General features: G+C 73.9%; 29 protein-coding genes. 16 read left to right on the top strand and 13 right to left on the bottom strand.

Annotated features, from left to right (window positions below; all coding sequences use genetic code 11):
• Positions 1 to 4: 4 nt before the first annotated feature.
• Positions 5 to 700, bottom strand: coding sequence for a GNAT family N-acetyltransferase (locus HJC40_RS24135; RefSeq protein WP_250003696.1), 696 nt, complete (start codon positions 698 to 700; stop codon positions 5 to 7).
• 89 nt (positions 701 to 789) lie between these two features.
• On the opposite strand from HJC40_RS24135, the gene HJC40_RS24130 reads away from it, so the two are divergent.
• Complete coding sequence (locus tag HJC40_RS24130; RefSeq protein ID WP_250003694.1) at positions 790 to 1,299, top strand: NUDIX domain-containing protein; 510 nt, start codon at positions 790 to 792, stop codon at positions 1,297 to 1,299.
• Between the two features lie 18 nt (positions 1,300 to 1,317).
• Here HJC40_RS24130 and HJC40_RS24125 read toward each other — a convergent pair whose 3' ends face one another.
• The 5 genes from HJC40_RS24125 to HJC40_RS24105 form a co-directional block, all read right to left on the bottom strand.
• Positions 1,318 to 1,692 carry a GntR family transcriptional regulator gene (locus HJC40_RS24125; RefSeq protein ID WP_250003691.1) on the bottom strand — a complete coding sequence of 125 codons (375 nt, stop codon included), beginning with the start codon at positions 1,690 to 1,692 and terminating at the stop codon, positions 1,318 to 1,320.
• On the bottom strand, positions 1,692 to 3,068 hold the full coding sequence (locus tag HJC40_RS24120) for an MFS transporter (protein WP_250003689.1): 1,377 nt from the start codon (positions 3,066 to 3,068) through the stop codon (positions 1,692 to 1,694). The genes HJC40_RS24125 and HJC40_RS24120 overlap by 1 nt, the downstream gene beginning before the upstream one ends.
• A gap of 78 nt (positions 3,069 to 3,146) precedes the next feature.
• Positions 3,147 to 3,638: a hypothetical protein gene (locus HJC40_RS24115; RefSeq protein WP_250003687.1), complete on the bottom strand. Its 492-nt coding sequence runs from the start codon at positions 3,636 to 3,638 to the stop codon at positions 3,147 to 3,149.
• Positions 3,635 to 5,434, bottom strand: coding sequence for a dynamin family protein (locus HJC40_RS24110; protein WP_250003686.1), 1,800 nt, complete (start codon positions 5,432 to 5,434; stop codon positions 3,635 to 3,637). Before HJC40_RS24110 ends, HJC40_RS24115 begins: the two co-directional genes overlap by 4 nt.
• Positions 5,431 to 6,897, bottom strand: coding sequence for a dynamin family protein (locus tag HJC40_RS24105; RefSeq protein WP_284043636.1), 1,467 nt, complete (start codon positions 6,895 to 6,897; stop codon positions 5,431 to 5,433). The genes HJC40_RS24110 and HJC40_RS24105 overlap by 4 nt, the downstream gene beginning before the upstream one ends.
• 238 nt (positions 6,898 to 7,135) lie before the next feature.
• On the opposite strand from HJC40_RS24105, the gene HJC40_RS45435 reads away from it, so the two are divergent.
• The 3 genes from HJC40_RS45435 (at position 7,136) to HJC40_RS24085 (ending at position 10,899) form a co-directional block, all read left to right on the top strand.
• The gene (locus tag HJC40_RS45435; RefSeq protein ID WP_308200936.1) at positions 7,136 to 9,640 is read left to right on the top strand and encodes a LuxR C-terminal-related transcriptional regulator; all 2,505 of its coding nucleotides are present in this window, start codon (positions 7,136 to 7,138) and stop codon (positions 9,638 to 9,640) included.
• Entirely contained in the window at positions 9,637 to 10,182 is a 546-nt protein-coding gene (locus HJC40_RS24090; protein WP_250003684.1) for a LuxR family transcriptional regulator, read from the top strand. Before HJC40_RS45435 ends, HJC40_RS24090 begins: the two co-directional genes overlap by 4 nt.
• Before the next feature lie 207 nt (positions 10,183 to 10,389).
• Positions 10,390 to 10,899, top strand: coding sequence for a DUF402 domain-containing protein (locus HJC40_RS24085; RefSeq protein ID WP_250003683.1), 510 nt, complete (start codon positions 10,390 to 10,392; stop codon positions 10,897 to 10,899).
• A gap of 8 nt (positions 10,900 to 10,907) precedes the next feature.
• Here HJC40_RS24085 and HJC40_RS24080 read toward each other — a convergent pair whose 3' ends face one another.
• Positions 10,908 to 11,648 carry a hypothetical protein gene (locus HJC40_RS24080; RefSeq protein WP_250003682.1) on the bottom strand — a complete coding sequence of 247 codons (741 nt, stop codon included), beginning with the start codon at positions 11,646 to 11,648 and terminating at the stop codon, positions 10,908 to 10,910.
• A gap of 116 nt (positions 11,649 to 11,764) precedes the next feature.
• Between HJC40_RS24080 and HJC40_RS24075 the strand changes: the two genes are divergently transcribed.
• From HJC40_RS24075 to HJC40_RS24060, 4 genes are all read left to right on the top strand, one after another.
• Positions 11,765 to 12,265, top strand: a complete 501-nt coding sequence (locus tag HJC40_RS24075; protein WP_250003681.1) for a pyridoxamine 5'-phosphate oxidase family protein — start codon at positions 11,765 to 11,767, stop codon at positions 12,263 to 12,265.
• Positions 12,266 to 12,317: 52 nt separating this feature from the next.
• On the top strand, positions 12,318 to 12,725 hold the full coding sequence (locus tag HJC40_RS24070) for a YciI family protein (RefSeq protein WP_250003679.1): 408 nt from the start codon (positions 12,318 to 12,320) through the stop codon (positions 12,723 to 12,725).
• A 2-nt stretch (positions 12,726 to 12,727) separates the two neighbouring features.
• A complete protein-coding gene (locus HJC40_RS24065) occupies positions 12,728 to 13,879 on the top strand; it encodes an RNA polymerase sigma factor (protein WP_250003677.1) in 1,152 nt (383 codons plus the stop codon).
• Between the two features lie 71 nt (positions 13,880 to 13,950).
• Positions 13,951 to 14,709, top strand: a complete 759-nt coding sequence (locus tag HJC40_RS24060) for a class I SAM-dependent methyltransferase (protein ID WP_250003675.1) — start codon at positions 13,951 to 13,953, stop codon at positions 14,707 to 14,709.
• A 5-nt stretch (positions 14,710 to 14,714) separates the two neighbouring features.
• Here HJC40_RS24060 and HJC40_RS24055 read toward each other — a convergent pair whose 3' ends face one another.
• Positions 14,715 to 15,170: an N-acetyltransferase gene (locus tag HJC40_RS24055; protein WP_250003673.1), complete on the bottom strand. Its 456-nt coding sequence runs from the start codon at positions 15,168 to 15,170 to the stop codon at positions 14,715 to 14,717.
• 61 nt (positions 15,171 to 15,231) lie between these two features.
• Here HJC40_RS24055 and HJC40_RS24050 point away from each other — a divergent pair, with 61 nt between their 5' ends.
• The 3 genes from HJC40_RS24050 (at position 15,232) to HJC40_RS24040 (ending at position 17,704) form a co-directional block, all read left to right on the top strand.
• A complete protein-coding gene (locus tag HJC40_RS24050; RefSeq protein ID WP_250003671.1) occupies positions 15,232 to 15,837 on the top strand; it encodes a (d)CMP kinase in 606 nt (201 codons plus the stop codon).
• Positions 15,838 to 15,946: 109 nt separating this feature from the next.
• On the top strand, positions 15,947 to 16,801 hold the full coding sequence (locus tag HJC40_RS24045; protein ID WP_250003669.1) for a phosphotransferase: 855 nt from the start codon (positions 15,947 to 15,949) through the stop codon (positions 16,799 to 16,801).
• A gap of 108 nt (positions 16,802 to 16,909) precedes the next feature.
• Positions 16,910 to 17,704 (top strand): 1-acyl-sn-glycerol-3-phosphate acyltransferase, encoded by a 795-nt coding sequence (locus tag HJC40_RS24040; RefSeq protein WP_250003667.1) that lies wholly within the window; start codon positions 16,910 to 16,912, stop codon positions 17,702 to 17,704.
• A 309-nt stretch (positions 17,705 to 18,013) separates the two neighbouring features.
• On the opposite strand, the gene HJC40_RS24035 is transcribed toward HJC40_RS24040, so the two are convergent.
• Positions 18,014 to 18,817, bottom strand: coding sequence for a DUF1206 domain-containing protein (locus HJC40_RS24035; protein WP_250003664.1), 804 nt, complete (start codon positions 18,815 to 18,817; stop codon positions 18,014 to 18,016).
• Between the two features lie 197 nt (positions 18,818 to 19,014).
• Positions 19,015 to 19,191: a hypothetical protein gene (locus tag HJC40_RS24030; protein ID WP_250003662.1), complete on the bottom strand. Its 177-nt coding sequence runs from the start codon at positions 19,189 to 19,191 to the stop codon at positions 19,015 to 19,017.
• Here HJC40_RS24030 and HJC40_RS24025 point away from each other — a divergent pair.
• On the top strand, positions 19,190 to 19,768 hold the full coding sequence (locus tag HJC40_RS24025) for a phosphotransferase (RefSeq protein ID WP_250003660.1): 579 nt from the start codon (positions 19,190 to 19,192) through the stop codon (positions 19,766 to 19,768). The two genes, HJC40_RS24030 and HJC40_RS24025, sit on opposite strands and share 2 nt — an antisense overlap.
• Here HJC40_RS24025 and HJC40_RS24020 read toward each other — a convergent pair.
• Positions 19,696 to 20,532 carry a hypothetical protein gene (locus HJC40_RS24020; protein WP_250003659.1) on the bottom strand — a complete coding sequence of 279 codons (837 nt, stop codon included), beginning with the start codon at positions 20,530 to 20,532 and terminating at the stop codon, positions 19,696 to 19,698. The two genes, HJC40_RS24025 and HJC40_RS24020, sit on opposite strands and share 73 nt — an antisense overlap.
• 144 nt (positions 20,533 to 20,676) lie before the next feature.
• On the opposite strand from HJC40_RS24020, the gene HJC40_RS24015 reads away from it, so the two are divergent.
• Positions 20,677 to 21,528 (top strand): phosphotransferase, encoded by an 852-nt coding sequence (locus HJC40_RS24015; protein ID WP_250003656.1) that lies wholly within the window; start codon positions 20,677 to 20,679, stop codon positions 21,526 to 21,528.
• Between the two features lie 64 nt (positions 21,529 to 21,592).
• Positions 21,593 to 22,351, top strand: coding sequence for an alpha/beta hydrolase (locus HJC40_RS24010; RefSeq protein ID WP_250003654.1), 759 nt, complete (start codon positions 21,593 to 21,595; stop codon positions 22,349 to 22,351).
• On the opposite strand, the gene HJC40_RS24005 is transcribed toward HJC40_RS24010, so the two are convergent.
• Both HJC40_RS24005 and HJC40_RS24000 read right to left on the bottom strand, forming a co-directional pair.
• Complete coding sequence (locus HJC40_RS24005; RefSeq protein WP_250003651.1) at positions 22,335 to 22,649, bottom strand: multidrug efflux SMR transporter; 315 nt, start codon at positions 22,647 to 22,649, stop codon at positions 22,335 to 22,337. The two genes, HJC40_RS24010 and HJC40_RS24005, sit on opposite strands and share 17 nt — an antisense overlap.
• A 92-nt stretch (positions 22,650 to 22,741) precedes the next feature.
• Positions 22,742 to 23,458 (bottom strand): VOC family protein, encoded by a 717-nt coding sequence (locus HJC40_RS24000; RefSeq protein ID WP_250003649.1) that lies wholly within the window; start codon positions 23,456 to 23,458, stop codon positions 22,742 to 22,744.
• Between the two features lie 48 nt (positions 23,459 to 23,506).
• On the opposite strand from HJC40_RS24000, the gene HJC40_RS23995 reads away from it, so the two are divergent.
• Together HJC40_RS23995 and HJC40_RS23990 are read left to right on the top strand one after the other, a co-directional pair.
• Positions 23,507 to 23,845 carry a multidrug efflux SMR transporter gene (locus HJC40_RS23995; RefSeq protein WP_250003647.1) on the top strand — a complete coding sequence of 113 codons (339 nt, stop codon included), beginning with the start codon at positions 23,507 to 23,509 and terminating at the stop codon, positions 23,843 to 23,845.
• Positions 23,842 to 24,162 carry a multidrug efflux SMR transporter gene (locus tag HJC40_RS23990; RefSeq protein WP_250003645.1) on the top strand — a complete coding sequence of 107 codons (321 nt, stop codon included), beginning with the start codon at positions 23,842 to 23,844 and terminating at the stop codon, positions 24,160 to 24,162. Before HJC40_RS23995 ends, HJC40_RS23990 begins: the two co-directional genes overlap by 4 nt.
• Positions 24,163 to 24,274 lie beyond the last annotated feature (112 nt).

The raw sequence follows: 24,274 nt of genomic DNA, 5'->3' as shown, positions 1-24,274 counted from the left end.
CGGGTCAGGGCACCCATTCCTGCCAGCGGCCGACCGGCACGAACCCGGCCCCGGCGTACAGCGTCTCGGCCATCTCGGTCGACTGCAGGCTGGCCGAGGCGTAACCCCGCCGGCGGGCCTCCCACAGCGCCCGCCGCAGGACGGCGCGGGCCAGGCCGCGGCGGCGGTCGGCGGGCCGGGTCTCGACGAACGACACGTTGACGTCGTCGCCGGCGTCGAGCAGCACCAGGCACGACTCGTGCCCGGCGGTGGCGAAGGCCAGCAGGCCCGGCACGTCGCGCAGCAACTCGTCGTCGACCTCGCAGATCGTGGCGACCACCCCCGGGTCGACCTCGACGAGCACGCCGTCGTCCGGGCCGGGGGCCTCGTCGAGGGCGGCCAGGTCGGCCCGCATCGGCACGGTCGTCATGTCCCGGCGCAGCCCGGCCGCGGCCAGCGCGGCCCCGGCCGGCTCGTCGGCCGACCAGATCGCGTAGGAGCCGGTGCCCTCGAACACCGCCCGGGCGTCGCCGACCCGGGCCGGGTCGAGCAGCACGGCGTTGTTGAGCACCGGGTGGCGGGCGAACCGGGCCGCGAAGAACCCGTCGCCGCGGGTGACGGCGGCGTCGTCGTGCGGCGCCGCCAGGGCTTCCCAGGAGCGGGCCAGCGATGCGAGGTAGCCGGCGAACCCGTCGGAGCCGGCCGGTGTCCGCGCAGTCATGCTCCGATCCTCGCATCGGTGTCCACCGGATTTGCGTACCCACCGGCGGGTGACGGCCGGGCTGGCCGTGATCGATTAGCGTCGGCCGTATGCCAGTCCCGGAATACGTCACGCGGATGCGTGAGCACATCGGACACGACCTGCTCCTGCTGCCCGGCGCCGGCGCGGTGGTCCGCGACGAGCAGGGGCGGATCCTGCTGCTGCGGCGCTCCGACAACGGCCAGTGGTCGCTGCCGGCGGGGATGATCGAGCCGGGGGAGCAGCCCGCCGAGGCGATCCTGCGCGAGGTCACCGAGGAGACCGGGGTGGTCGCCGAGATCCAGAACCTGGCCGGGGTGGCCGTGCACGAGACCGAGTACCCCAACGGGGACAAGTGCTCGTACCTGGCCGTGTGGTTCCGCTGCCGGGCCGTGGGCGGCGAGCCCCGGCCCGACGGTGACGAGTCGCTGGAGGTCGGCTGGTTCGCCCCGGACGAGCTGCCCGAGCTCGGCGGCCTGACGAAACTGCGGATCGCGACCACCGCCGACCCGGACGCGCCGGTCTGGTACGCCGAGCCGGGTGAGCTGTACGAGGAGCTGGAGCCCCGGCACGGTCTCTGAGCGGCTTCGCGCCGGTGGTCAGCCGGGTGCCGCGTTCGGCAGGCCGAGGGCCGCCCGGACCAGCGCCAGCGCTGTTTCGGGCGGCACCCCCAAGCCCTGGACCTTCTCGGCGTACGCCTGGGCGGCTCTCTGGGCCTGGGCCGAGGTGCCGGCCGCGCGGGCGGTGACGACCGTGCCGAGCCGGCCCCGGGTCTCGACGAGGCCGGCCAGTTCGAGCTCGCGGTAGGCGCGGGCCACCGTGTTCGCCGCCAGGCCCAGGTCCGCGGCCAGGGCGCGTACGGGAGGCAGTTTGTCCCCGGCGGTCAGGGCGCCCTCGGCGGCCAGCGCGGCGATGCGCAGCCGCACCTGCTCGTAGGGCGGGGTGGCCGAGGCGGCGTCGATGGTGATGTCCATCAGAGCAGTCTGGGGGGTGTGTTGCCGACGGCGGTGATGGCGCGGCGGATCGGGACGAAGGCCAGCAGGACGCCGCCGACCACGAAGAACACGACCAGCGAGATGATGCCGAGCCGGTAGCTGTCGGTGAGCTGGAAGATCAGGCCGAACAGCAGCGGGCCGAGCCAGCTGGTGCCCTTGTCGCTGATCTCGTAGAAGCCGTAGTACTCGCCCTCCTTGCCGTGCGGGATGAGCTGGGAGAACAGGCTGCGGCTGAGGGCCTGGCTGCCGCCCAGGACGATGCCGATGCCCGCGCCGAGCAGCATGAACGGCAGGGGTTGCCCGGCCGGCAGCCAGTACGCGGCGACGATGACGACCAGCCACAGGGCCAGGCTGAGCAGCACCGTCTTGCGGGCGCCGATCCGGGCGGCCAGCGCGCCCAGGGCCAGGGCGCCGCCGAACGCGAGGAACTGCACGATCAGGATGGTCACGATCAGGGTGGACTGGCCCAGGTCGAGTTCCTCGCTGCCGAACTGGGCGGCCAGCGCGATGACGGTCTGGATGCCGTCGTTGTAGATCAGATAGGCGAGCAGGAAGAACAGCGTCAACGGGTACGCCTTGAGGCTGCGCAGCGTGTGCCCGAGCTGTTTGAACCCGTCGGTGAGCACGTTGCCGCGGGTGGTGGCCGCCCCGGCGGCCGGGTGTTCCTTGAGCCAGCGCAACGGGACCAGCGTGAACGCGGCCCACCACAGGCCGGCGCTGACGATGCAGAACCGGGCGATGTCCAGGGTGCGCTGGTCGTCGCCGTCGACCGACAGCAGCATCACCGCGACCAGGTTGGCCGCCAGCAGCAGACCGCCGCCGAGGTAGCCCAGCGCCCAGCCGCGGCTGGAGACCTTGTCGCGTTCGTCGGGGCCGGCCAGTTGCGGCAGGAACGAGTTGTAGACGACCACGGCCGCGCCGAACGCGATGTTGGCGACCAGGAACAGCAGCCCGCCCAGCCAGTAGCGGTCGCCGGTCACGAAGACCATGGCCACGGTGGCGGCGGCGCCCAGGAACGCGGCCCCGGCCAGCAGCGGCTTCTTGCGCGCGGCCCGGTCGGCGACGGCTCCCATGACCGGCAGGACGAACACGGTCAGCAGCACCGACAGCGACACCACGTACGGGTAGAACGAGCCGGCGGCGACGGCGATGCCGAACGGGTGGACCCGGCCGGTGCAGTCGTCGGTGCCCAGCGGGCAGCCGGCGGCTATCTCGGTGACCGTCGTCAGGAACGGGCCGAGGAACACGGTCAGGACGGTCGTGGAGAAGGCCGACATGGCCCAGTCGTAGAAGTACCAGCCGGTGCGCTCCCGGCGCCCGGTCGTAGCGGTCAGGTCGGTGCCGGGTGCGGCCATGTGCTTCGGCTCCAGGTGTCGATCGTCAGCGCCGAAACTATGTCATCCCCGTGCGGGCGGCGGGGAGGGGCCGGGTACTCAGTTTTCGTTCCACCACCGGGCGAGGGTGCTGGTGGCCGGGTCGTCGGAGTCGGCCAGGGCGGCCCACGGGTCCTGCGCCGGGGGCAGGTCGACGCCGGCGTACTCGGCGAGCTCCTCGGGGCGTACCGGGTCGGGGGTCTCGGTCAGGGCGGCGGCGGGCACCACCCCGAGGCTGCCGGTGTCGATCCACGGGAACCCGTCGACCGGTTCGGGCAGGTCGCCCACGTCCAGCGTCGCCGGGAACACGTCGACCGGGTCCTCGGCGGTGACGCCGGTGAGCGCGGCGTGGTCCTCGGCGGCGACCGGTTCGGCGTACGGGGTGTCGTCGTGGTGCTCGAACGGCGCCTCGACGGGTCCCGGGGCGTCGTCGGTGTCGTACAGGTCGTGGTGCTCGTCCGGTGGCGGGGGTTCGTAGTGGTCGGCGTGCGGCTCCTCGAAGATCGGGAAGTCGTCGTGGCCGTCGTGGCCGAAGTCGTGGTGGTCGGTCATCGGTTCTCCTCGTCGTGGGGTACGGGGGTGAGCGCCCGCGCCTTGCCCAGGGCCGCGTCGGTGGCGTGCAGCCGGGCCCGTACGGCGTCGAGCTCGCGCTGGGCGGCGGCGCGGCGCCTGGCCCGGCCGGCCGCGTCCTCGGCGGCGGCCGCGTCGATGTCGGCGATGTGCGCGTCCAGGTCGCGCAGCCGCTTCTCGACGGCGTCGTCGACGGCGACGCTGAGCGCGTACTGCAGGTCGGTGAACCGGTTGGCGATCTCGTCGGCCAGCGCGGCGCGGGCCTCGCCGAGCACGTCGCGCAGCCAGATGCGGGCCTGCTGCCGGTCGGTCTGCACCCGCCGGCGGTACAGCACGTACCCGCCGGCGGCCAGGCCCAGCCCGATCCCGGCGACCGGCACGAGCAGCCCGCCGCCCACGGCCAGCACCGACGCGCCGAGCATGGCGCCGCGCCCGGCCATGAACGCGATCCCCCCGGCGGACAGGGCGATGAGCAGGTTGTCGGCCGAGCCGTCGCGCGGCGGGGCGGTGTCCATCGCGTGCCGCAGGGTGGCGTTGAGCCGGCCCAGCATCTGGGCCCGCTCGTCGTGGTCGAACACCGACGCCAGGACCTTCTCGCCGACCTGGGCGAAGGTCTCCTCCAGCCGGTCGGACAGCTGCACGGCGACGGCCTGCAACTCGGTGTCGAGCCGTTCGGGCAGCTGCGTCAGGGTCTCCCCGCGCCCGGCGTCGATGCGCTCGGAGAACTCCAGCTGGACCCCGGCGATGCGGGTGCGCAGCTGCCCGACGGTCTCCACCCGGGCCCGCTGGGTCTCGGTGCTCAGCAGCAGCGTCCACTGCCGCGACTCGGTGCGTTTGCGGGCGGCCAGCGCGGCCCGTTCGGCGCGCAGCTGCGCTGTCCGGACCGGGTCGGCCTCCACCGCCCGTACGCGGTCGTGCGCGGCCGACTCGAGCCGGGCCAGCTCCCCGCGGGCGGCGCGCAGCACGTTGGCCAGGCTCAGCTGGTGGCCGCGGCCGGCCAGTTCGACCAGCGCGTGCTGCAACTCGGCGATCTTCGACGCGTCGACGAGGGCGGCCTGGTCGTCCGGCCCGGCCTCGACGGCCAGCTCGGCCAGGGCCGACGACACGGCGAACCAGGCGGCGTCGGCGAACCTCGGGGCGTGCGCGCGCAGCAGCGCCTGGTTGTCGTCGAGGATGCGCCGCCACCCCGGATAGGCGTCGATCTTGGTGAGGGTGAACACGACCGCGTCGACGCGTTCGCTGGCGGCGACCAGGAAGTCCAGTTCGGGCTTGGACAGCGGCGCGGACGCGTCGGCCACGAACATCAGCGCGGTCGCCCGTTCCACCGCGGCCAGCGCGACCGCGGTGTGGGCCGGGTCGAGCCCGCCCACCCCCGGGGTGTCGAGCAGGCTGACGTAGCGCAGCAGCGGCGCCGGGTGGCTGACCTCGATGCGGCGGGCCCGCTGCTCGCCGGTCGCCCACCCGGCCAGCCCGTCGATCGTGACCGGGTCGGCCGAGCCGGGCAGCCACGCCCGCGCACCCGGCTCGCCCGGCACGAACTGCAGGTAGGTGGCCGTGGCGACGGCGGCGTCGACCGGGGACAGGCCGGGCACGCCCAGCAACGCGTTGATCAGGGAGCTCTTGCCGCGTTTGGTCTCGCCGACCACGACCACCTCGGGGCGGGTCAGACGCCGGCGGCGCAGCTCGGCCAGCTCGGCCCCCGCGTCCGGGTCGTGGGTGCGCACATAGGCCAGGGCGTCCTTGACGGCGGTGTCCAGGGTGGCGGTCAGGTCGGTCATCGGCGCACCTGCGAGCCGCGCAGCTGCTGGGACAGCAGGTGGAAACCGCGGTGGGCGATCTGCGCCACCCGGGACTGGGCCGGGCCGGCGCCGGCGACGGCGTAGACCCGCCAGCGGTGGGCGGCCGCGACCGCGGCGGTGGCCAGCTCGTCGTCGCCGGCCTCGGGCAGCCGCAGGATCCAGCGCGGGTCCTCCGAGGTGGCCAGCCGGGTCAGCTCCTGCTCCCACTCCAGAGCCATCGGCACCGAGCCGGTGGCCACCCGCTGCGCCGCGTCGAGCAGCCGCAGCCGGTGGTAGGCGGGGTCGCGCAGCAGGCGTTCCACGGCGTCACGCAGCCGTTCCCGGTCGCCCTCGTCGCGGGTGTGCCCGGCCAGCCGTTCCAGCCGGGACAACGCCCAGCCGGCCTTGATCGCGTCGGAGCGCCAGCGGAACGTCTCCTGCAGGGTGTGCCGCAGCCGCGGGAACCCGGACGCGGCGACCAGGCGGCGCACCAGCTCCCCGGTGGACAGGGCCGGGTCGGCGGCCAGCTGGGCCAGCGCGAACCCGATGCCGTACAGGTCGAGCTGGGTCAGCAGCCGCTCGCGCTGCTCGGCGCCGATCACGGTGGCCCGGGCCCGGAACAGGTCGACCGAGGCCAGCAGCAGCTTGACCTGAGCGGCCGGCAGCCCGGCCAGTCGTTGCAGGGCGTCGCGGTCGGCGCCGGTCAGCCGGCCCGACTCGCCGGTCTCGGCGAGCAGCCCCACCACCGGCACCACGTCGGACACCGTGCGGACCAGCAGCGCGGCCTGCTGCCCGGCCAGCGGCGCCGCCACCGGCCACGGGTCGCCGGCCCCGCCGACCAGGGTGTCGACCTTGCCGAACACGCCCAGCGCGTTGATCGGACTGGACGCCAGCCGCGCCGACGCGTCCCGGAACGCCTCCAGGGCCCGCAGGTCGTCGGCCCGCACCGCCTGGGTGAACACGTAGACCACGGCCTCGGCCGCGGCGACCTCGGACGCGGAGTCGGCGTCGATGTCGGCGTCGAACGGGGCGGCCGACACACCGACGGCCTCCTCGGCGCGGGCGCTGACCACCGTGTCGGTCGAGGCCAGCCCCGGCGTGTCGACGACGGTCAGCTCGCGCAGCTTCTCACTGGTGAGGGTGACGTCCACGTACGCCACCCGGGAGGCGGGCACGCCGAGCCGCTGCGGGATCATGCCGTCGTCGTCCAGTGGCAGGCTCCGGCGCTGCCCGTCGCGGCACACCACATCGACCCGGTCGGCCGGCCCGTACCGGAAGCGGGTGACGACCCGGGTGCACTCCCCGACGGCCGTCTGGGCCACCCGGCGCCCGATCAACGCGTTGACGAGTGTCGACTTTCCGGCTTTCAAACGACCCGCAATCGCAACGCGTAGCGGCTCGCCGAGTCGATCGCGGATCTGTATGAGCTGGTTACCGGCCTCCGACCCGACACGGGGGACCATTTCGTCACAGAGCGTCGCTACGCTGGCGCTCAGCGGGCCGCTCACCACGACTCGTCAGCCGGGCACACTGTCGGAGAGAATGTGCAGACCACGGCGGGTGTCACTGCCGGCCCTCCTCGCATGTCGGGGCGGGCCGCCGGTGCCGGCCGCCGCAGGCCCAGCCTACGGACAGCGCACGAGCAGGGGATCCCGTGTTCGTGCCACCCGCACCGGTACATCGCAGAGGAAAGGAGATCAGGTGGCGGAAGCGCTGCGTCAGGCCGCCGCCATGCTGCAACGCCCCGGTCTCGTCGTGCTGACCGGCCCGCCCGGCTGCGGCCGGAGCACTGCGCTGCGCGAGATCGCCGCGGCGGTGCCCGGCCCGGTGCACGCCGGCGGCGGGCTGGCGATGCTGCAGACCGTTCCCGCCCTGGCCCTGTCGCGGGCCGTGCGCGCCCGGCTGCCCGCCGACGACGTGCACCTGCTGGCCGAGGCGGTCCGCTCCCGGGTCCGCGGCGGGCTGCTGGTCCTCGACGACGTCCACTACGCCGACCCGGCCACCCTGGCCGCGCTGCCGCTGCTGGCCGCCCACTGCCGGGTGCTGGCCGCCGTGCGCACACCCCACCGGCTGCCCCCGGCCGCGCTGCGGGCGCTGCGGGACGCGGCGGCCGGGTGGATCGACGTGCCGCCGCTGGACCGGGCGGCCGCGCTCGAGCTGGCCCGGCGCACCGCCGGGCACCTCGACGAGACGGCCCTGACCGCCGTGGCCGACCAGGCCGGCGGCAACCCGCTGGCCGTCACCGCGCTGGCCCGGCAGGCCGCCGCCGGGCGGGCCACGTCCGGGCCCGGCATCGACCAGGTGGCGTACGCGATCGCGACCGCCCTGGCCGACCTGCCCCGCCCGGCCCGCACGGCGCTGGCCGCGCTCGGCCTGCTCGGACGGCCCGCCCCGGCCGGGCTGCTCGGCCCCGGCGCCGCCGACCTGCTCGCCGCGGGCCTGGTCGCCCCGGCCCCCTCGGCCGCCGAAGACCTGCTGCTGCCGGTGTCGACCTACGTGGCCGAGACGGCGGCGGGGCTGCTGGACGCGCCGGCGCGGGTCGAGCTGCACACCCGGCTGGCCGAGCTCACCCCGCCGGCCGAGGCCGCCCGGCACCTCGCGGCGGCCGGTGACTTCGTGGGCGCGCACCGCCGGGCCCTGATCGCCGCCGACCACAGCACCGGCGGTGACCGGGCGGCGCTGCTGCTGTTCGCCTGCGAGCTCGACGTGCCGATCGACCCGCGGGTGCGGATCGCCGCGGCCGACGCGGCCCTGACCGCCGGGCGGCCGGCCGCCGCCGCGCGGGTGCTGCAGACCGGTGAGCCCCTCGGGCCCGAAGCCGACGTGCTCCGCGGCGAAGCCCTGCTGCAGGCCGGCGACCCGGCCGGGGCCCGCGCCGCCGTCCGGTCCGTGCCCGACGCGGCGACCGGGCCGGTGCTGGCCGGCCGCGACCGGGTGCTGCTGCTGGCCGAACTGGCCACCGACCCGTCCGACGCCCCCGACCTGGCCGACAAGATCAGCGCCCGGCACCCGCAACCGGCGCCCGGGGTGGCCGCCGCCCTCGCCGCGGTGCAGGCCCACCAGCGGACACCCGGCTGGGACACCGCGCTGGCCGCGGCCGCCGCCGGCGGCGACCCGCTGATCAGCCGCTGGTCGGCGTGGCTGCTGGTCGAACAGCTGGCCGCCGACGGCCGGCTCACCGCCTCCGCCGACGCCGCCCTGGCCGCCGCCCGGGCCGCCGCCGACGACCTGGCCTACGGCTGGCAGACCCGGTTCACCGCCGCCGCCGACTGGGCCCTGGCCCTGCACGGCTCGCTGCCCGGCGACCTCGTCCCCACGACACCCGGGGCCGGGGCGCCGGCCGCGACCCTCGCGGCGCGGCTGTGGGACGGCGCCGACGGTGTCCTGCGCCGGGTCACCAACCTCACCGACCGGGCCGTGCCCGAGGAGGCCCGCGGCTACGCCACCGCGGCGGCGGCGCTGATCGAAGCCGACACCGGGCTGCTCGGGGCGGCCCGGGCGCATCTGGACAGCGGGCCGGAGCACCCGGCCACCGCGTGGGTGGCGCAGGAGACGGCGTGGCTGGACGGGCAACCGGACCGGGCCACCCGCAGCGGCCCGGCGGCGGCGACCGCGGGGCTGCTGGCCGGCCTGCACGCGATCACCGCCCGGTGGGCCGCCCACGACCTGGGCGAGTTCACCCCCGCGCCGGTTCCGGGCGGGCTGCCCACGGCCGCCCGGCGTACGTTGACCGCCTGGGCCACCGGCAACGGCTTCACCGCCGCCGCGGAGGCCTGGCGGCCCGTCGCCCTGCGCGAACGGATCCGCTGCCTGCTCGCCGCCGGGGTGAGCGACACCGACCCCGCGCGGGCCGTCGCCGCGCTGCTGACCGCCGAGCAACTCGCCGACGCCGCCGGGCTGACCGTGCTGGCCGGCCGGGCCCGCCGCGGGTTGCGCCGCCACAACGTGCACCGCGACACCCGCAGCCCCCGCTCGGGCGACCAGCTGACCCGCCGCGAGACCGACGTCCTGCGGCTGGTCGCCGCCGGTGAACCCACCCGCCGCATCGCCGGCCAGCTCGGCATCTCCGCCGAGACGGTCGACACCCACATCCGCGCCGGCATGCGCAAGCTCGGCGCCCGGACCCGTACGGAAGCAGCCGCCCTGGCCTTCGCCACCCCTCAACCAGAAACCGACACGAATGACACGTACAAGGATGGCCGGTGACCAGACAGCCCGACGCTCCCCGACACGTCGTCGCCAATCACGGCGACGCCGACACCCTGCTGCGCCGACTCACCCGCGACGGCTGGGTGGCCCGTGACGGCTTCGCCCTGCCCGACCCGGCGTGGGACGTCACCGGCAGCCGCCTGGTGCTGCACGGCCGGGTCGGCGACCCCGACACCCTGCAACTGGCGGTGCTGGCCGCCGCCCGCGGAGCCGGCATCATCGCGGTCTGCGACACCGAGTCCGCGCTGGGCCGGGCCCTGGTCGACGACCTGGCCCGCCTCGGCCCGGTCAACCAGGACAGCACCGAACCGGCCGGCGGTGACAGCACGGTGGCCGACCTGGTCCCCGAACAACGAGCCCTGCTCGACCGCCTGGCCGCCGGTGACACCATCGCCGCGGCCGCCGCAGCCGAATTCCTGTCCCTGCGGACGGCCAACCGCCGCATAGCCGAGGCCCGGGCGTTGTTCGGCGTCCGCACCACCCGCGAGGCCGTCCTGGCCTACCTGCGCCAGCGCGGGGCTCCACCCCGCTCCCGCTGACGCGGTCCTTCACGACCGGCTCGGCCGCCAACGAGCCGCTCAAAACCGCCCGGTCAGCCCCGCCCGGTCAGCCCGCGTGTTGTTCCCGCGCGCTCACCAGCCGCAGCCCGGCTCACCGCCGGCGACACGGCCTTCCGTCATGATCGAGTTCTGTCAGCACCCCGCTCGAACGCACCCCTGCGGCGCGGCCCGATCTAGGGTTCGTCCATGGAGGCGAGCGAAGTCCGTGTCGTGGTCCGCAAGTACGACGGGCGGCTGCACTGGCATCACGCCACCCAGCGCCTCGGAACCGACGAGCACGGCATCTGGCTGGGGTGCCCGGCCGGGACGGTCTACCACCGCGGCGACGAGGGGCCCATCTACACCAGCGCCGAAGCGCGGGTCATGCTCATCCCGCGGCACGAGTGGTGGACGGCCCTGTACTGCGCCCCACCGGCCGAGTGCGAGGTCTACTGCGACATCACCACGCCGGCTACGTGGCCGCATCCGGCTGAGGTCACCATGGTCGATCTGGACCTCGACGTCTGGCGTACCCGGCCGGCCGGCGCCGTCGAGGTCCTCGACCGGGACGAGTTCGCCGTGAACCGACGGCGATACGGCTACCCTCCGGACGTCGTCAGCCGGGCCGAGTCGACCGCCGAGCGGCTCCGGTCCGCTGTGACGGGCCGAGCGGAACCCTTCGGCGAAGCCGGCCAGCGCTGGCTCGGCGAGGTCTGACGCCTTCGTCAGGGTGCGCTCGAGCCGGCGCCGAGAAGCGGAGCGAGCCGGCCGGAAAGCGCCGGGTCGACCTGCGAGACCTCCGCGATCAGCGCGCTCGCGGCCGCGTCGAGAGCGCGGCCGAGCTCGGCTTCGTCGAGGACCCGGACCAGCGTGGCGCTCAGCGGAGCCGTCACGTCGGCCGGCAGCAGGTGCGCGCCCTTCGCGTAGCCGGTCGGGTACCCCAGGCGCAGACACGCCAGGGCGAGGATCTGGCCGCGCAGGGCGCTGATCCAGTGTTCGGCCTGCCACCAGCGGCGCCGCCGGATGCAGACACGCGCGTGGAGCGCGTGATGCCAGGCCAGCCCGGTCAGCTCCCGGCGGCTTGCGGCCGGGATCGCCTTCTCGGGTGCGGGACGCCCGAAGACGGTACGCCAGCTCGGGCCGTGCGGACCGAACTCGGCCGCGGGCACGAACGCCACGTCGAGCTCGAGCCCGTTCGACAGGAGGAACACGCGATACACGGCCGGCCCGGCCCGCAGGTCCCAGTGATGGACCGCCTCGCCGTCACGGTAGAGCACCTCGGCCCACCGGTGCAGGGCCGTTTCGAGCGCGCCCTCGACCCCGAACACCAGATCGATGTCGGACCACCGGTCCCCACCGTCGACAGCGCAGGACCCCGTCACCGCGGCGCCGACGATCGCGGCATCCTGCTCGGCCAGACCCAGGAGTCGCTCGCGCAGGTGGTCGCGCTGTTCGACAGTGAACATCGCGCGACTTTAATACATCTTTCCGCGGCCGTGTCGAGAACGCGGCGCCGGCTCCGTCCCCGCCACAGCACCGGCCGCCCGAGGCCGGCAGTGGGACGACGACAGGGGGAACGATCATGCGATCGGACGAGGTCTCCGAGGTGCTGAACCGGCCGCTGAGCCGCGAGCTGCTGGCCCGCGACCTGACCCGGATGGGCTACGTCGCCCAGGACGGCACGCCGCGCACCATCCCCATCGCCTTCACCTGGAACGGCACCCGGATCGTCCTGTGCACGACGAAGAACGCGCCGAAGCTGCCGGCCCTGCGGGCGAACCCGATGGTCGCGCTGACCATCGACACCGAGGTCCACCCGCCCACGATCCTGCTCGTCCGCGGCCGCGCCGAACTGGACGTCGTCGACGGCATCCCGCCGGAGTACCTGACCATGAACGGCACCTACCGGATGACCGCCGAGCAGCGGGTCGCGTGGGAGGCGGAGGTGCGTTCGCTGTACGACGGGATGGTCCGCATCGTGGTGACCCCGACCTGGGCGAAGCTGATCGACTTCGAGACGACGCTGCCGAGCGCCGTCGAGGAGCTGGTGCGGCGGCGCGCCGAACGGCAACCCGCGAGCTGACCCGGCATCATCGCGTCCCAGCAGTGCCCGCCATCGCATCGAGGAGAACACCATGGCCAAGTACCTTCTGCTCAAGCACTACCGCGGCGCCCCGGCGGCGGTCAACGACGTGCCGATGGACCAGTGGACACCCGAGGAGGTGTCGGCCCACATGCGCTACATGGAGGAGTTCGCGGCGCGGCTCGAGACCACCGGCGAACTGGTCGACAACCAGGCGCTGTCGGCCGAGGGCACCTTCGTACGCTTCGACGGCCCGGGCCGCCCGCCGGTCACCGACGGCCCGTTCGCCGAGACCAAGGACCTGATCGCCGGGTGGATGGCGATCGACGTCGACAGCTACGAGCGGGCGCTGGAGCTCGCCGGTGAGTTGTCCGCGGCGCCGGGCGCGGGCGGGCAACCGATCCACGAGTGGCTCGAGCTGCGCCCGTTCTACACCGCGGCCCCGACCATCACGGAGTGAGCATGGCGGACGAGGCCCTGCTGCGGACCCTCACCCCCACGGTGATCGCCGTCCTCGTGCGCCGCGGGGCCGACTTCGCGGCGGCCGAGGACGCCGTCCAGGAGGCCCTGATCGAGGCGGTACGGGGGTGGCCGCGCGACCGCCCGCGCGACCCGCACGGCTGGCTGATCACCGTGGCCTGGCGCAAGTTCCTCGACGCGGCCCGCGCCGACGCCGCCCGCCGGCAGCGGGAGGACCTCGTCGTCGCCGATCCCGCACCGGAACCGGGCGCGGCGGTCGATGACACGCTGCAGTTGTACTTCCTGTGCGCGCACCCGTCGCTGAGCCCGGCCTCGGCGGTCGCGCTGACGTTACGCGCGGTCGGCGGCCTGAGCACCCGGCAGATCGCGCAGGCCTACCTCGTGCCGGAGGCGACGATGGCGCAGCGGATCAGCCGGGCCAAGCGGGCCGTGTCCGGCGTCCGGTTCGACCAGCCGGGCGACCTCGCCACGGTGCTGCGGGTGCTCTACCTGGTCTTCAACGAGGGGTATTCCGGCCCGGTCGACCTGGCCGCCGAGGCGATCCGGCTCACCCGGCAGGTGGCCGCCGCGACGAAGGACGAGGAGGCGGCGGGCCTGCTGGCGCTGATGCTGCTGCACCACGCCCGCCGCCCGGCCCGTACCCGTCCCGACGGCAGCCTGGTGCCGCTGACCGAGCAGGACCGCGGCCGGTGGGACACCGGCCTGATCGCCGAGGGCGTCGACGTGCTGCAGGCGGCCCTGGCCCGCGACCGGCTGGGGGAGTTCCAGGCCCAGGCGGCCATCGCCGCGCTGCACGCGGACGCCCGCACGGCCGGGGAGACCGACTGGGTGCAGATCGTCGAGTGGTACGACGAACTGGTGCGGCTGACCGGCGGCAGCCCGGTGGCCCGGCTCAACCGGGCCGTCGCAGTCGGTCAGGCCGACGGGCCCCGGGCCGGGCTGGCTGCCCTGGCCGACCTCGACCCGGCCCTGCCCCGGCACACCGCGGCCGCGGCCTACCTGCACGAGCAGGCCGGCGACCCGGTGCGCGCGGCCCGGTTGTACGCCGAGGCCGCCCGGGCGGCCTCCAACCTCGCCGAACGCGACCACCTCACCCGTCAGGCGGCCCGGCTCAACGCCCACCTCCGCGGGTGACCCGGCGCGGGGTTGCCGGCGCGCCGCGGCCGCCGCGAGGATGAAACCGGGCCGGCGGACGGAGAATGCTCATGAGCGGCGTGATCGGGCACTACTCGGCGGGCGACGAGGACAGCCGGATGGCCGAGCGGCGCAACGCCGTCGAGTGGGAGCGCACGGCCGAACTGCTGCGCCGGTGGCTGCCCGCGGCCCCGGCGACGGTGCTCGACGTCGGCGGCGGGCCGGGACGGCAGGCGCGGCACCTCCTCGAACACGGCTACGCGGTCACCCTGTTCGACCTGGTGCCCAGGCACGTCGACCAGGCCACGGCCCGCGGGGTGCCCGCGCACGTCGCCGACGCCCGTCATCTGCCCGCCCCGGACGGCAGCGCCGACGCCGTCCTGCTGCTGGGCCCGCTCTACCACCTGCCGGCGCCCGGCGACCGCCGGCGGGCCCTGGGCGAAGCGGTCCGGGTGCTGCGCCGCGGCGGTGTCGTGATCGCCGCGGCGCTGTCACGATGGGGCCGGGTCCTCGTCCGCGCGGCCGCCGGGGAGCTCGGGGATCCGGCCCGCCACGCCCACACCCTGGCGTCGGTGCGCCACGGCCGGGTCGAGGACGCCACCACCACCTGGGACGAGGTGGCCTACCTGCATGACAGCCGCGAGCTCGCCACCGAGCTGGAGACCGCCGGCCTGCACAGGGTGGAGGTCGTCGGCGTCGAGGGCCCGACCGGTGAGTGGGCCCGCCGCGACCCGTCGCTGAACGCCGGCACCCTGGAACTGGCCCGCCTGGCCGAAGCCACGATTCCCGACGCCTCCATTCACCTGCTCGCCCGCGGCGCCAAGCCCTGACGGTGTCAGAGGGTCCGGCTCATGTTGTACGACGAGACCGTGAAGCCCATCTGCTCGTACAGGCTCACCGCGCCCGGGTTGTGGGCGAACACGTGCAGGCCGATCGTGACGACGCCGTGCTCACGGCATTTCTGCTCGGCGGCCAGCATCATCGCCCGGCCGTAGCCCCGGCGGCGCAGATGCTCGTGCACCAGCAGGTCGAACCCGAACGCCGAGGTCCCCCGGATACGCAGCCACAGCACCCCCACGTCGAGGTCGCCGTCGTAGGCCGTCCACACGTGGTGCTCGGGGGTGGCCAGCCCGTCGGGCAGCAGACCGGACGTGCTGCGGGCGGCCTCGGCACGCGCCTCGGCCTCGGACCGGCCGGCGTTGATCATGCTCTGCGCGAAGTGCTCCTCGGTGTATCTGCGGTAGTCGACGAACTGTTCCCCGGTCATCGGCTCGAGCCGCAAATTCCCCATTCATCGCACCCTAGCGGTGGCGGGAAAGCCCACCGGGCGCTGAGGTACGACACTGTGGCGGATGGACGTCCACTGGATCGGCGGGGGCAGCGGCGGCGGCAAGAGCACCGTCGCCCGGCGGCTCGCGCGGCGGCACGGGCTGCGCCTGTACGACACCGACGCGGTCATGCGCGAGCACGCCGCCCGCAGCGACCCGGCCACCAGCCCGCAGCTGGCCGCGTTCCTGGGCATGAGCATGGACGAACGGTGGCTGCGACCGCCGCGGACCATGCTGGAGACGTTCCACTGGTTCCGCGGGGAGAGCTTCGGCCTGATCCTCGACGACCTGGCCGCGCTGCCGCCGGGCCCGCCGGTGATCGCCGAAGGGTTCCGGCTGCTGCCCGGCCTCGTACCCCGCCCGGCCCGGGCCGTCTGGTTGCTGCCCAGCCCGGCGTTCCGGCGGGCGGCGTTCGACAGCCGCGGCTCGACGTGGCAGATCGCCGGGGGCACCAGCGACCCCGGCACGGCCCTGGCCAACCTGCTGGAACGCGACGCGCTGTTCACCGAGCGGCTGCGCGCCGAGACGCGGCGGCTCGGGCTGGCGGCCATCGACGTCGAGCCCGGCCTGGGCGTGGACGAGCTGACCGCCCGCGTCGAGGACGTGCTCGGCCTGGGCGGGCCCGGCTGACCCGCGTACGGGGAAACCGGCGCGAGTCGGATGCCGGACAGCGGCCGACGCCGATCGGCGATATGGTCGTGCGCGCTATGCGTGTGACGTCACCCGGGCGGGGGCCGAAGTGACCGGAACGGTGAGCCGGGCGTGGCCGCGGACGGCCAAGCTCGACGCCCCGCGGATCATCGAGCGGATCGCCGACATCACCGGCGTGCGCCTGACCCTGGAGGGCCCGGCCCCCGGCGGGGAGGTCGGCGCGGCGTACGTGCGCTGGCCCGACGGCCGGCAGTCGGTGCTGACCGAGGGGCGGTCCCGCAGCGGCCCGCTGGTCGACCGGGCCCGCCGCGCCGGTGTCCCGACCGCCCGTCACGAGCTCGCCGCGCACGTCGACGGGGCCCGCGTCATCGTCCAGCAGCGGCTGCCCGGGGCGCCGCCCGCGACGATCGACCCTTCCCTGGTACGACAGATGGTCGCGCTCAACGACCGGCTGGCCGGGTTGCTCCTCGACGTGCCCGCGCCCGAGCCCACCGAGCTGTACCTGACCGGCGACGGCCCCGGGTTCTGCCTGCACCAGCCCCTGGCCGAGCACAGCACCCGCACGGCCGAGCTGCTCGACCGGGTCCACGCCGTCGGCGCCGCCCACGGCTCGGCGATGGTCGGCGACGACCTCGTGCACTTCGATTACCACCCGGGCAACGTGCTGGTCGACGGTGGCCGCGTCACCGGGCTGATCGACTGGGACGGCGCCGCCCGCGGTGACCGCCACTTCGACCTGGTGACGCTGCGTTTCTGGCTCACCGGCCGCGACGAACGGCTGCTCACCCCGATCGACCGGCGCCTGGCGGCCATCTCCGAGCGCCGCCGCGACACCTACTGGGCCCACATCAGCCTGCGCATGGTCGACTGGTCCATCCGCCACCACGACGACGCGACCGTCGACCACTGGCTCGGCGTCGCCGAGTCCGGCCTGCCCGGATGACCCGCCCGGTCACCCGGCGGCGCCGTCCGGCCCGGCCGGGTGACACCGGAGACCGGCCGCACGGGTGATCGAGTCCCCGGCGACGCCCATGCGATCATTGGCGGCCTGATGACCAGCACCTCCGTTCCGCTCATGTGGCGGTTCATGCTCGCGCTGTCCCGCGTGGTCGTTTTCCCGCTGGCCCGGCTGCGGGTCTCCGGCGACATCCCGGCTGACCTGCGGGCCGGCCCGCTGATCCTCGCGGCCAACCACGTCAGCCCGTTCGACCCGATCGTGATGACCGCGGCCTGCCACAAGGCCGGCATCGCCCCGCGCATCCTGGCCACCGGCGGCCTGTTCACCGCCCCGATCGCCGGCGCCGCGATGCGCGCCGCCGGGCACATCCGGGTCGACCGCGAGACCGCCCACGTCGCCGACGCGCTGCCCGCCGCCGCCCAGGCCCTCAAGGACGGCGCGCTCGTCCTGGTCTACCCGGAGGGCCGCATCGGCCTCGACCCGTGGATGTGGCCCGAACGCGGCAAGACCGGCGTCGCCCGCATGGCCGCGATGTCCCACGCCCCCGTGCTGCCGGTCGCCCAGTGGGGCGCCCACGCCGTCCTGCCGTACGACACCCCGAAGCACCTGCTGCGTTCGGTGCTCCGAGCGATCCGCCACCGCCCGGTCGTCCACGTCCGCTTCGGCACCCCGGTCGACCTGTCCGGGCTGTCCGGCACGACCGGCGCCCAGGCCATGCAGGCCACCCGGCTCATCATGGACGGCATCCACGACACCCTGATCCCGCTGCGCCCCGGCGAACTGGAAACGCCCCGCTTCGTCGACGTGACCCGCGCCCACGACAACTCCCGCATCCGCCCCCGCCGCCCGGACCGCGCGCCGGCCTCAAGCCCGGCCCACCGGGACTGACCTTCCGGCGACCCTTCCCCGCACGTCCGCCCCGGCTCGCCGGTCTTCGGGTCAGGAGCAGATGAGGATGGCCGGCCGGAAGGTCAGGCTCGACGGGCTTGGATGAGGAAACGGTGTGCCCGTACCCGGAAATGGCCTTCGGTCCGGATGTGCGCATCGATGCGACGTAGTCCCGCTTCATGAGCCGGCTGAAATCCCGAGCCCTCCAGTGGTGCGGCCAGCGCTTCGGCGACCAGTTACTCGAACGGAAGACGCCGGTGCATCGGCTGACCGTAGTTGCGGATTCGACGTCATCGGCGCGGGCCGGTGTCAGACCTTGCGGTAGCGGGCCTCCGCGATGGCGAACAATCCGTACGCGGTGAAGCCGATCGCGGCCAGCAGCAGGAGCCACATGCCGTAACTACTCTCGGACAGCGCCCGCAGCGCAGCATCCAGGCCACGCGCCTTGTCCGAGTCGTACTGCACGGCAGCCACCACGAACAGCACTCCGGCGATGGCGTAGGCGATTCCCTTCGCGATGTAGCCCACCATGCCCAGCCGGCCGATGAGCCGACGCATCGCGGCAGTCATCTGCCCGACCTTCAGGTGCTTCTCGAATCTCCGGGTGAGGCCGACGATCGCCAGGCCGACGCCGATCCCGGCGACCACCAGCCCGGCACCGACGACAGTCAGCCGGCCCAGATCGGAGCCGAGCAGGCCCTCGGTCGCGTTCTGCTGGGTGTCCGCGCTGGACGTGTTCTTGCCGCGCAGGACCTTCACACCGTTCCAGCCCAGATACAGATAGAACGCGGCGCGGACGGCGGACGCGGCCCGCTCGAGGTGGCGGCGCACCGTGAAGATCTCGAGAATTTGCCACACCGCCATCGCGACCAGGCCGACCACCATGACCGCGATCAGCGCCGCACCGAAGGGCTCCTCGGCGAGCTTGTGCATTGCGCCGGATTGGTCGCCGTCGGCGGCCGGATCACCGACGGCGATCTGCACGATCACGTAGGCGAACAAAAGATGGAGTACGCCGTACCCGAGGAAACCCGCACGGGTCAGCCGTTCGAGCCAGGTGTTGTCGGCGGCGCGGGAGGCTGCGCCGCGGGCGTGCGAGGTTACGGAGGGCATCACCCAGCTTTGACCTGAGAGCTCCGAAACAAAACCTCCCCCGGCATGTCGCGCAGGGGTCTGCCACGCCGGCGAACGTCACGCCCGAACCCGAGCCTGCCCTCGGCGGCAGCATTCGTCATCACCGGCACAGTCAACGCGGGCATCGCCGCCTGGTGCGCCGACCAAGGTGCTCGGATGCAGCTCCTGGCTCCGCATCATGGTGCGTCGCCGGGCACCCGGCGGGCGAGATGGACGGTGACGTCAGTGGTGATCGCGACCGTCTCGGGCAGAACCCGCAGCATCTCGCGGAAGAGCTGCTCCTGCCGCGCGTCCGGCAGTTCCAGGTACGCCGACACGGTCGAGAGGTGACCGACGTAGTCGCGGGCGCTCATGGCCGAACGTCGTCGAACCACTCGGACGACCGCACGCTGGATCAGCGCGTGCCTGCAGGACTGCCGGGCCGCCGTCGGCGCCGATCTGGACGTGGACACCCTCGACCGGCTCTGGCGTGAGGCGCTCGCGCTGCCCGAGCCGTCCAGCCCGCACGTCTGGCTGCACGGCGACCTCAAACCCACGAACCTGCTCGTGAAAGCGGGCAAGCTGCACGCCGTCGTCGACTTCGGCTGCCTCTCGGTCGGCCACCCGGACGCCGAGCACTCCACCGTCTGGGACCTGCCCGAGCACTCCACCGTCTGGGACCTGCCCGAGCCGGCCCGGCAGGCGTACCGGGACCGGATGAGCCTCGACGAGCCGACCTGGACCCGGGCCCGGGCCTGGCCATCGCCGTGGGCGTCAGCGGCATCTCCCCTTACCGGCACACCTATCCCGGCTTCGTCGCCGAGTGCACGACCCGGCTCCGAACCATCCTCACCGACGCCGGCCGGTAAGCGGCGCCGTCACGGTTTCTCGGTCAGCTCGGCCAGCCGCGCCTCGACCTCGGCCAGCTCGGCCCGCAACCGGCGGGCCTGATCCTCGGCCTCGGCCCGCTCAGCCGACAGGATCTGCTCGACCGCCTCCTGAACGCCCGGCACGTCGACCAGCGACACCATCCGCAACGCCTCGGCCGGCCGCACCACATAGGGCTTGGCCAGCACCTTCGCCCCCTGCGAGGCCGCCACCGTCCACTCACCGTCGCCGTAGGCCAGCGTGACCGTCAACGCCGGCGGCGGTTTCGGTTTCGCCGACCGGCCCGCCGCTTTGCGAGGCCCAGGAGCCGCCGTCACGTCATCGCCACCCTTCCGCGGCGCGGGTGCGCCCGCCCTATCCTCGCCGCCGCCCGCCCGGCCCGCCGACGACCCGCCGGAGCCGTTCGACCCCGCCGGCGACCCGCCGGAGCCATTCGACGCCACGTCGCTCGCGGGAACCGGCCTGCCGGAAACGGCCGCTGCCTTGGCCGGCGTCCGCTTGGAACCGGGCGCCGGCTGATCGAGCACGAACGCCGGACCAGCCGGCACCGCCGGCACCGGCGCTGCGGGAGCCGGTGGCGCCGCGGCCTTCCGCGCGGCCGCGCCCCGCGGCGCCACCTGCAGATCACCGGGGGAGAAGGGCAGCTCGTCACGCCCGAACCGCACCACCACCCACTCATCGGACGAGGCCGGATCGCCCAGCTCGATCACCTGGCCCAGCTGCCCGGCCATCTGCCCGGCCCCCTCGGTGAACTGGACCCGCGGCTTGCGACCGGCGGCCAGCCCGTCCCGGATCGTCTGCAACTCGTCGGTGCTCAGCCCAGCCATCGCCTCAGCCCTTCACACGTCTTCGAACGTTTGTATGACACTTCTACCAGGTCCCACCGACATTCCCGCGAGACGCCCCGGCAACGCCGGCGCAGACTCAGCGGCAGAAGCCGGCCCGATGGGTCACCCCTTAGGATTTCCGCCGTGACCTCTGCGCTCGGCCTCTCCCCGCAGCAGCGGATGCTGGTGGACCGGTGGCTTCCCTCCGCGACCGTCGACAAGGACCACAGCTGGGGCCTGGTGGCCACCACCGTCCTCGAGCTGACCCACGCCGGGTCCCGCTTCATCGTCAAAGCCGGCGGCGACGACGACCGTCACATCGGGCGCGAACTCCACGCCCACCTCCACTGGCTGCACCCTTGGACCAGCCGGGGCCGCGCACCGGAGCTGGTGCACGGCAGCGCGGACGCGAAGCTCCTCGTCACCCGCTACCTACCCGGTGACCTGGTGCTCGGCAGCGAGCACGCCGACGAGCCCGCCACCTACCGGCAGGCCGGCGAACTGCTGGCCTCGCTGCACGCCCAGACTGCCGTCACGGACGACGACTACGAGCGACGCGAGAACGAGAAGTCCCTGGGCTGGCTCAGCGAACCGCACCGGATCGCCCCGGCCACCGTGGAACGCCTTCGAGCCGACATCACCGCCTGGCCGGCGCCGCCCGCGACCCTCGTACCCACCCACGGGGACTGGCAGCCCCGGAACTGGCTCATCCACGACGACGTCGTGAGCGTCATCGACTTCGGCCGCGCGGCGATGCGTCCCGCCTACACGGACCTCGGCCGGCTCGCCGTCCAGGACTTCCGCCGCGACCCGAGACTGGAAAAGGCCTTCCTCGACGGGTACGGGACCGATCCCCGCGAGCCGTCCGCCTGGCACCGCAACCGGGTCCGCGACGGGATCGGCACCGCGGTCTGGGCCCACCAGGCAGGCGACGAGCCGTTCGAAGCCCAGGGACACCGCATGATCGCCGAGGCGCTCGCCTCCCGGCCCGGCTGATCGCGCACCGCCCCGGCACGGAAGCGGGGCAGCGCGGCGCGACGGCGACCGGCATCCTGAGCGGGTGCTGCACCTCCACCGCTTCGGCGACGACAACGGCCGCCCGCTGATCGCGCTGCACGGCCTCACCGGTCACGGCGGCCGCTGGCGCTCGCTGGCCGGTCACCTGCCCGGCCACCAGATCATCGCCCCCGACCTGCGCGGCCACGGCCACTCCACCACCCACGCGCCGTGGACTTTCGAACAGCACGCCGAGGATGTCGTCGACGTCCTGGACCACCTGGGCCTCACCCGGGCCACGGTCGTCGGGCACTCCCTGGGCGCCACCGTCGCCGTACACCTGGCCCGCCGTCATCCCGGCCGGATCGAGCGGCTCGTCCTGCTGGACCCCGGCATGGCGCTGCCCCCGGCCCTGGCCGAGGAGCGCGCCGGCGACGCCCTGACCCCACCGGTGTTCGACAACCCGGCCGACGCCGCGGGGGAGCGCGCCCGCACCTGGCCGGCCGAGGCCGCCACCCTGGTCGACGACGAAATCCGTGACCATCTCAGGCAGGGCGCCGACGGCCGCTGGCACTGGCGCTACAGCCCGCCGATGGTCGTCGCGACCTATTCGGAACTCGCCCGGCCCGCCGTCACCCCGCCGGCCGGCACGAGAACGACCCTGGTCGTGGCCCTGCGCTCCCAGGCCGTCCCGGCCGGATACGCCGAGCTGTGCCGGGAAACGCTGCACGACGACTTCACCCTGGCCGAGCTGGACTGCGGCCACCAGGTCCACCTGGAACGGCCCACCCGCACGGCCGCGCTCATCAGTGGAACAGCTTGAGACCGACCACCCCGGCGACGACCAGCAACAACGACAGGATCCGCAGGAGGCTCGCCGACTCGCCCAGGAACACCATCCCGGCCAGGGCCGTGCCCACCGCGCCGATACCCACCCACACCGCGTAACCCGTACCGATGGGAATGCTGCGCAAGCTGTAACCCAGCCCGACCATCGACGCCACCAGCGCCACCACGAAGATCACGCTCGGAACCAGCCGGGTGAAACCCTGCGAACGGCCCAGAGCGACAGCCCACACCGACTCGAGAACCCCGGAGAAGACCAGAACCAGCCAAGCCACGGCGACACACCACCCTCACGCGGTCGTCTTCGCCTGCCGGGTACGACACGTCCTCGTCCGGGATAGCCGCTGCTGCGGTACCACCACCCACGCTAGCAAATCTGAGGCGACCGGCCAGTGACGCAATACTCCCGACCGGCCGGGTCCCGCAACGTCGTCCACTCACCCTCGACCCGGCGCACCACCACGGCCCCCAACCGCACCTGCCGCGCCACCTCACGATCCACGTCGTCGCAGGCCAGATCCAGGTGCATGCCCGCCGACGCCGAACCGGCCCGCTGCAGCAACAACTTCAGCGGCTTCCCCGCGCCCCGCTCCAGATGCTCGAACTGCGGCAGATCCGACGGCCGCCGCGCCCACCCCGTCAACGCCGACCAGAAACCCGCCTCCCGATCAAAAGCCCCCGACGGTACGTCGACACACACCTGATCCACCGCGCTGACCGGCCCACCGGGCCACTCCACCGGCGCCGGCCGCACCGCCTCACCACCCCACGGCACCAGGCAGAACACCGCACCGGCGGGGGAGCGCAACACCACCAGATCACCCTCGTCGAGCACCACCGACGCGCCCAGACCCACCGCTTCCCCGGCCGCCTCCGGCACCGACACGACATGCAGATCCAGATGCGTACGCGGGGGAGCACCAGCCAGAACCTGCACCCGCAGATACGCGTCCCCGTCCACCGGCAGCAACGTCGCGAAATCGCCCCGCCGCGGCGACAACGACGCCCCGGTCACGCCCAGCCAGAACGCCTCCACCCCGGCCGACGGCGAATCCAGGAACCCGGTGACCCACCGGACCTCCACACGATCACCTCCTGACACACTGCACCCACCTCATCGAAGGAGCACCCGATGAAGTGGCTCACCCTCAGCGCCGCCATCATGACCGAAGTCAGCGCCAGCCTCGCACTGCGCGCCGCCGTCGACCACCCCGGCTGGTACGCCCTCGTCGTCGCCGGCTACCTGGCTGCGTTCATCCTCATGTCCCTGCTGCTGCGCCAGGGCATGCCCATCGGCGTCGCCTACGGCATCTGGGCCGGCAGCGGCGTCGCCCTCACCGCCCTCGCCGCCGCGGTCCTGTTCGGCGACCCGCTCACCTGGCTCATGACCGTCGGCTTCGCCGCCATCATCGGCGGTGTCCTGCTCATCGAACTCGGCTCCCACCGCGCCGAACAGGAAGGCCCCCGATGAGCTTCGTCTACCTCGCCCTGGCCATCGCCATCGAGATCAGCGCCACCATGGCCCTGCGCGTCTCCGACGGCCTGCGCGTCAAAAAGTGGATCGTCCCGATCGTTGCCGGCTACACCGTGTCGTTCGTGCTGCTCTCCCTGGCCTTGCAGGAAGGCATGCCCATCGGCATCGCGTACGGCATCTGGTCGGCCATCGGCATCGCCGGCACCGCCATCATCGCCCGGGCCGCCTTCAAGGACCCCCTCACCAAAACGATGGCCGGCGGCATAGCGCTGGTCATCACCGGCGTCCTGCTCGTCGAACTCGGCAGCCACTGACCCCTCGATCCGGCGGGCCGTCGGCCGGCAGGACCAGCACCACGGCGACCACCGGCAAAGCCGCGCATTACCGGCCATCTGGGGAACGACCGCCCGAGCCGGAATCGGGCGT

Origin of the sequence: Actinoplanes sp. M2I2, assembly GCF_023544445.1 — a bacterium.
GTDB lineage: Bacteria > Actinomycetota > Actinomycetes > Mycobacteriales > Micromonosporaceae > Actinoplanes.
Note: the sequence above shows the minus strand (reverse complement) of the source record. Positions and strands in the feature narration are given on the sequence as shown.

Excerpts from the sequence above, each read along its gene's own strand:
- HJC40_RS24070 (WP_250003679.1), top strand. The coding sequence starts at position 12,318 with ATGGCCAAGTACCTTCTGCTCAAGCACTACCGCGGCGCCCCGGCGGCG.
- HJC40_RS24085 (WP_250003683.1), top strand. The coding sequence starts at position 10,390 with ATGGAGGCGAGCGAAGTCCGTGTCGTGGTCCGCAAGTACGACGGGCGG.
- HJC40_RS24020 (WP_250003659.1), bottom strand. The coding sequence starts at position 20,532 with ATGGCTGGGCTGAGCACCGACGAGTTGCAGACGATCCGGGACGGGCTG.
- HJC40_RS24065 (WP_250003677.1), top strand. The coding sequence starts at position 12,728 with ATGGCGGACGAGGCCCTGCTGCGGACCCTCACCCCCACGGTGATCGCC.
- HJC40_RS24125 (WP_250003691.1), bottom strand. The coding sequence starts at position 1,692 with ATGGACATCACCATCGACGCCGCCTCGGCCACCCCGCCCTACGAGCAG.
- HJC40_RS24060 (WP_250003675.1), top strand. The coding sequence starts at position 13,951 with ATGAGCGGCGTGATCGGGCACTACTCGGCGGGCGACGAGGACAGCCGG.
- HJC40_RS24105 (WP_284043636.1), bottom strand. The coding sequence starts at position 6,897 with ATGGTCCCCCGTGTCGGGTCGGAGGCCGGTAACCAGCTCATACAGATC.
- HJC40_RS24025 (WP_250003660.1), top strand. The coding sequence starts at position 19,190 with ATGGCCGAACGTCGTCGAACCACTCGGACGACCGCACGCTGGATCAGC.
- HJC40_RS24040 (WP_250003667.1), top strand. The coding sequence starts at position 16,910 with ATGACCAGCACCTCCGTTCCGCTCATGTGGCGGTTCATGCTCGCGCTG.
- HJC40_RS24050 (WP_250003671.1), top strand. The coding sequence starts at position 15,232 with ATGGACGTCCACTGGATCGGCGGGGGCAGCGGCGGCGGCAAGAGCACC.
- HJC40_RS24035 (WP_250003664.1), bottom strand. The coding sequence starts at position 18,817 with ATGCCCTCCGTAACCTCGCACGCCCGCGGCGCAGCCTCCCGCGCCGCC.
- HJC40_RS23990 (WP_250003645.1), top strand. The coding sequence starts at position 23,842 with ATGAGCTTCGTCTACCTCGCCCTGGCCATCGCCATCGAGATCAGCGCC.
- HJC40_RS23995 (WP_250003647.1), top strand. The coding sequence starts at position 23,507 with ATGAAGTGGCTCACCCTCAGCGCCGCCATCATGACCGAAGTCAGCGCC.
- HJC40_RS24115 (WP_250003687.1), bottom strand. The coding sequence starts at position 3,638 with ATGACCGACCACCACGACTTCGGCCACGACGGCCACGACGACTTCCCG.
- HJC40_RS24130 (WP_250003694.1), top strand. The coding sequence starts at position 790 with ATGCCAGTCCCGGAATACGTCACGCGGATGCGTGAGCACATCGGACAC.
- HJC40_RS24110 (WP_250003686.1), bottom strand. The coding sequence starts at position 5,434 with ATGACCGACCTGACCGCCACCCTGGACACCGCCGTCAAGGACGCCCTG.
- HJC40_RS24075 (WP_250003681.1), top strand. The coding sequence starts at position 11,765 with ATGCGATCGGACGAGGTCTCCGAGGTGCTGAACCGGCCGCTGAGCCGC.
- HJC40_RS24030 (WP_250003662.1), bottom strand. The coding sequence starts at position 19,191 with ATGAGCGCCCGCGACTACGTCGGTCACCTCTCGACCGTGTCGGCGTAC.
- HJC40_RS24135 (WP_250003696.1), bottom strand. The coding sequence starts at position 700 with ATGACTGCGCGGACACCGGCCGGCTCCGACGGGTTCGCCGGCTACCTC.
- HJC40_RS24120 (WP_250003689.1), bottom strand. The coding sequence starts at position 3,068 with ATGGCCGCACCCGGCACCGACCTGACCGCTACGACCGGGCGCCGGGAG.
- HJC40_RS24055 (WP_250003673.1), bottom strand. The coding sequence starts at position 15,170 with ATGGGGAATTTGCGGCTCGAGCCGATGACCGGGGAACAGTTCGTCGAC.
- HJC40_RS24080 (WP_250003682.1), bottom strand. The coding sequence starts at position 11,648 with ATGTTCACTGTCGAACAGCGCGACCACCTGCGCGAGCGACTCCTGGGT.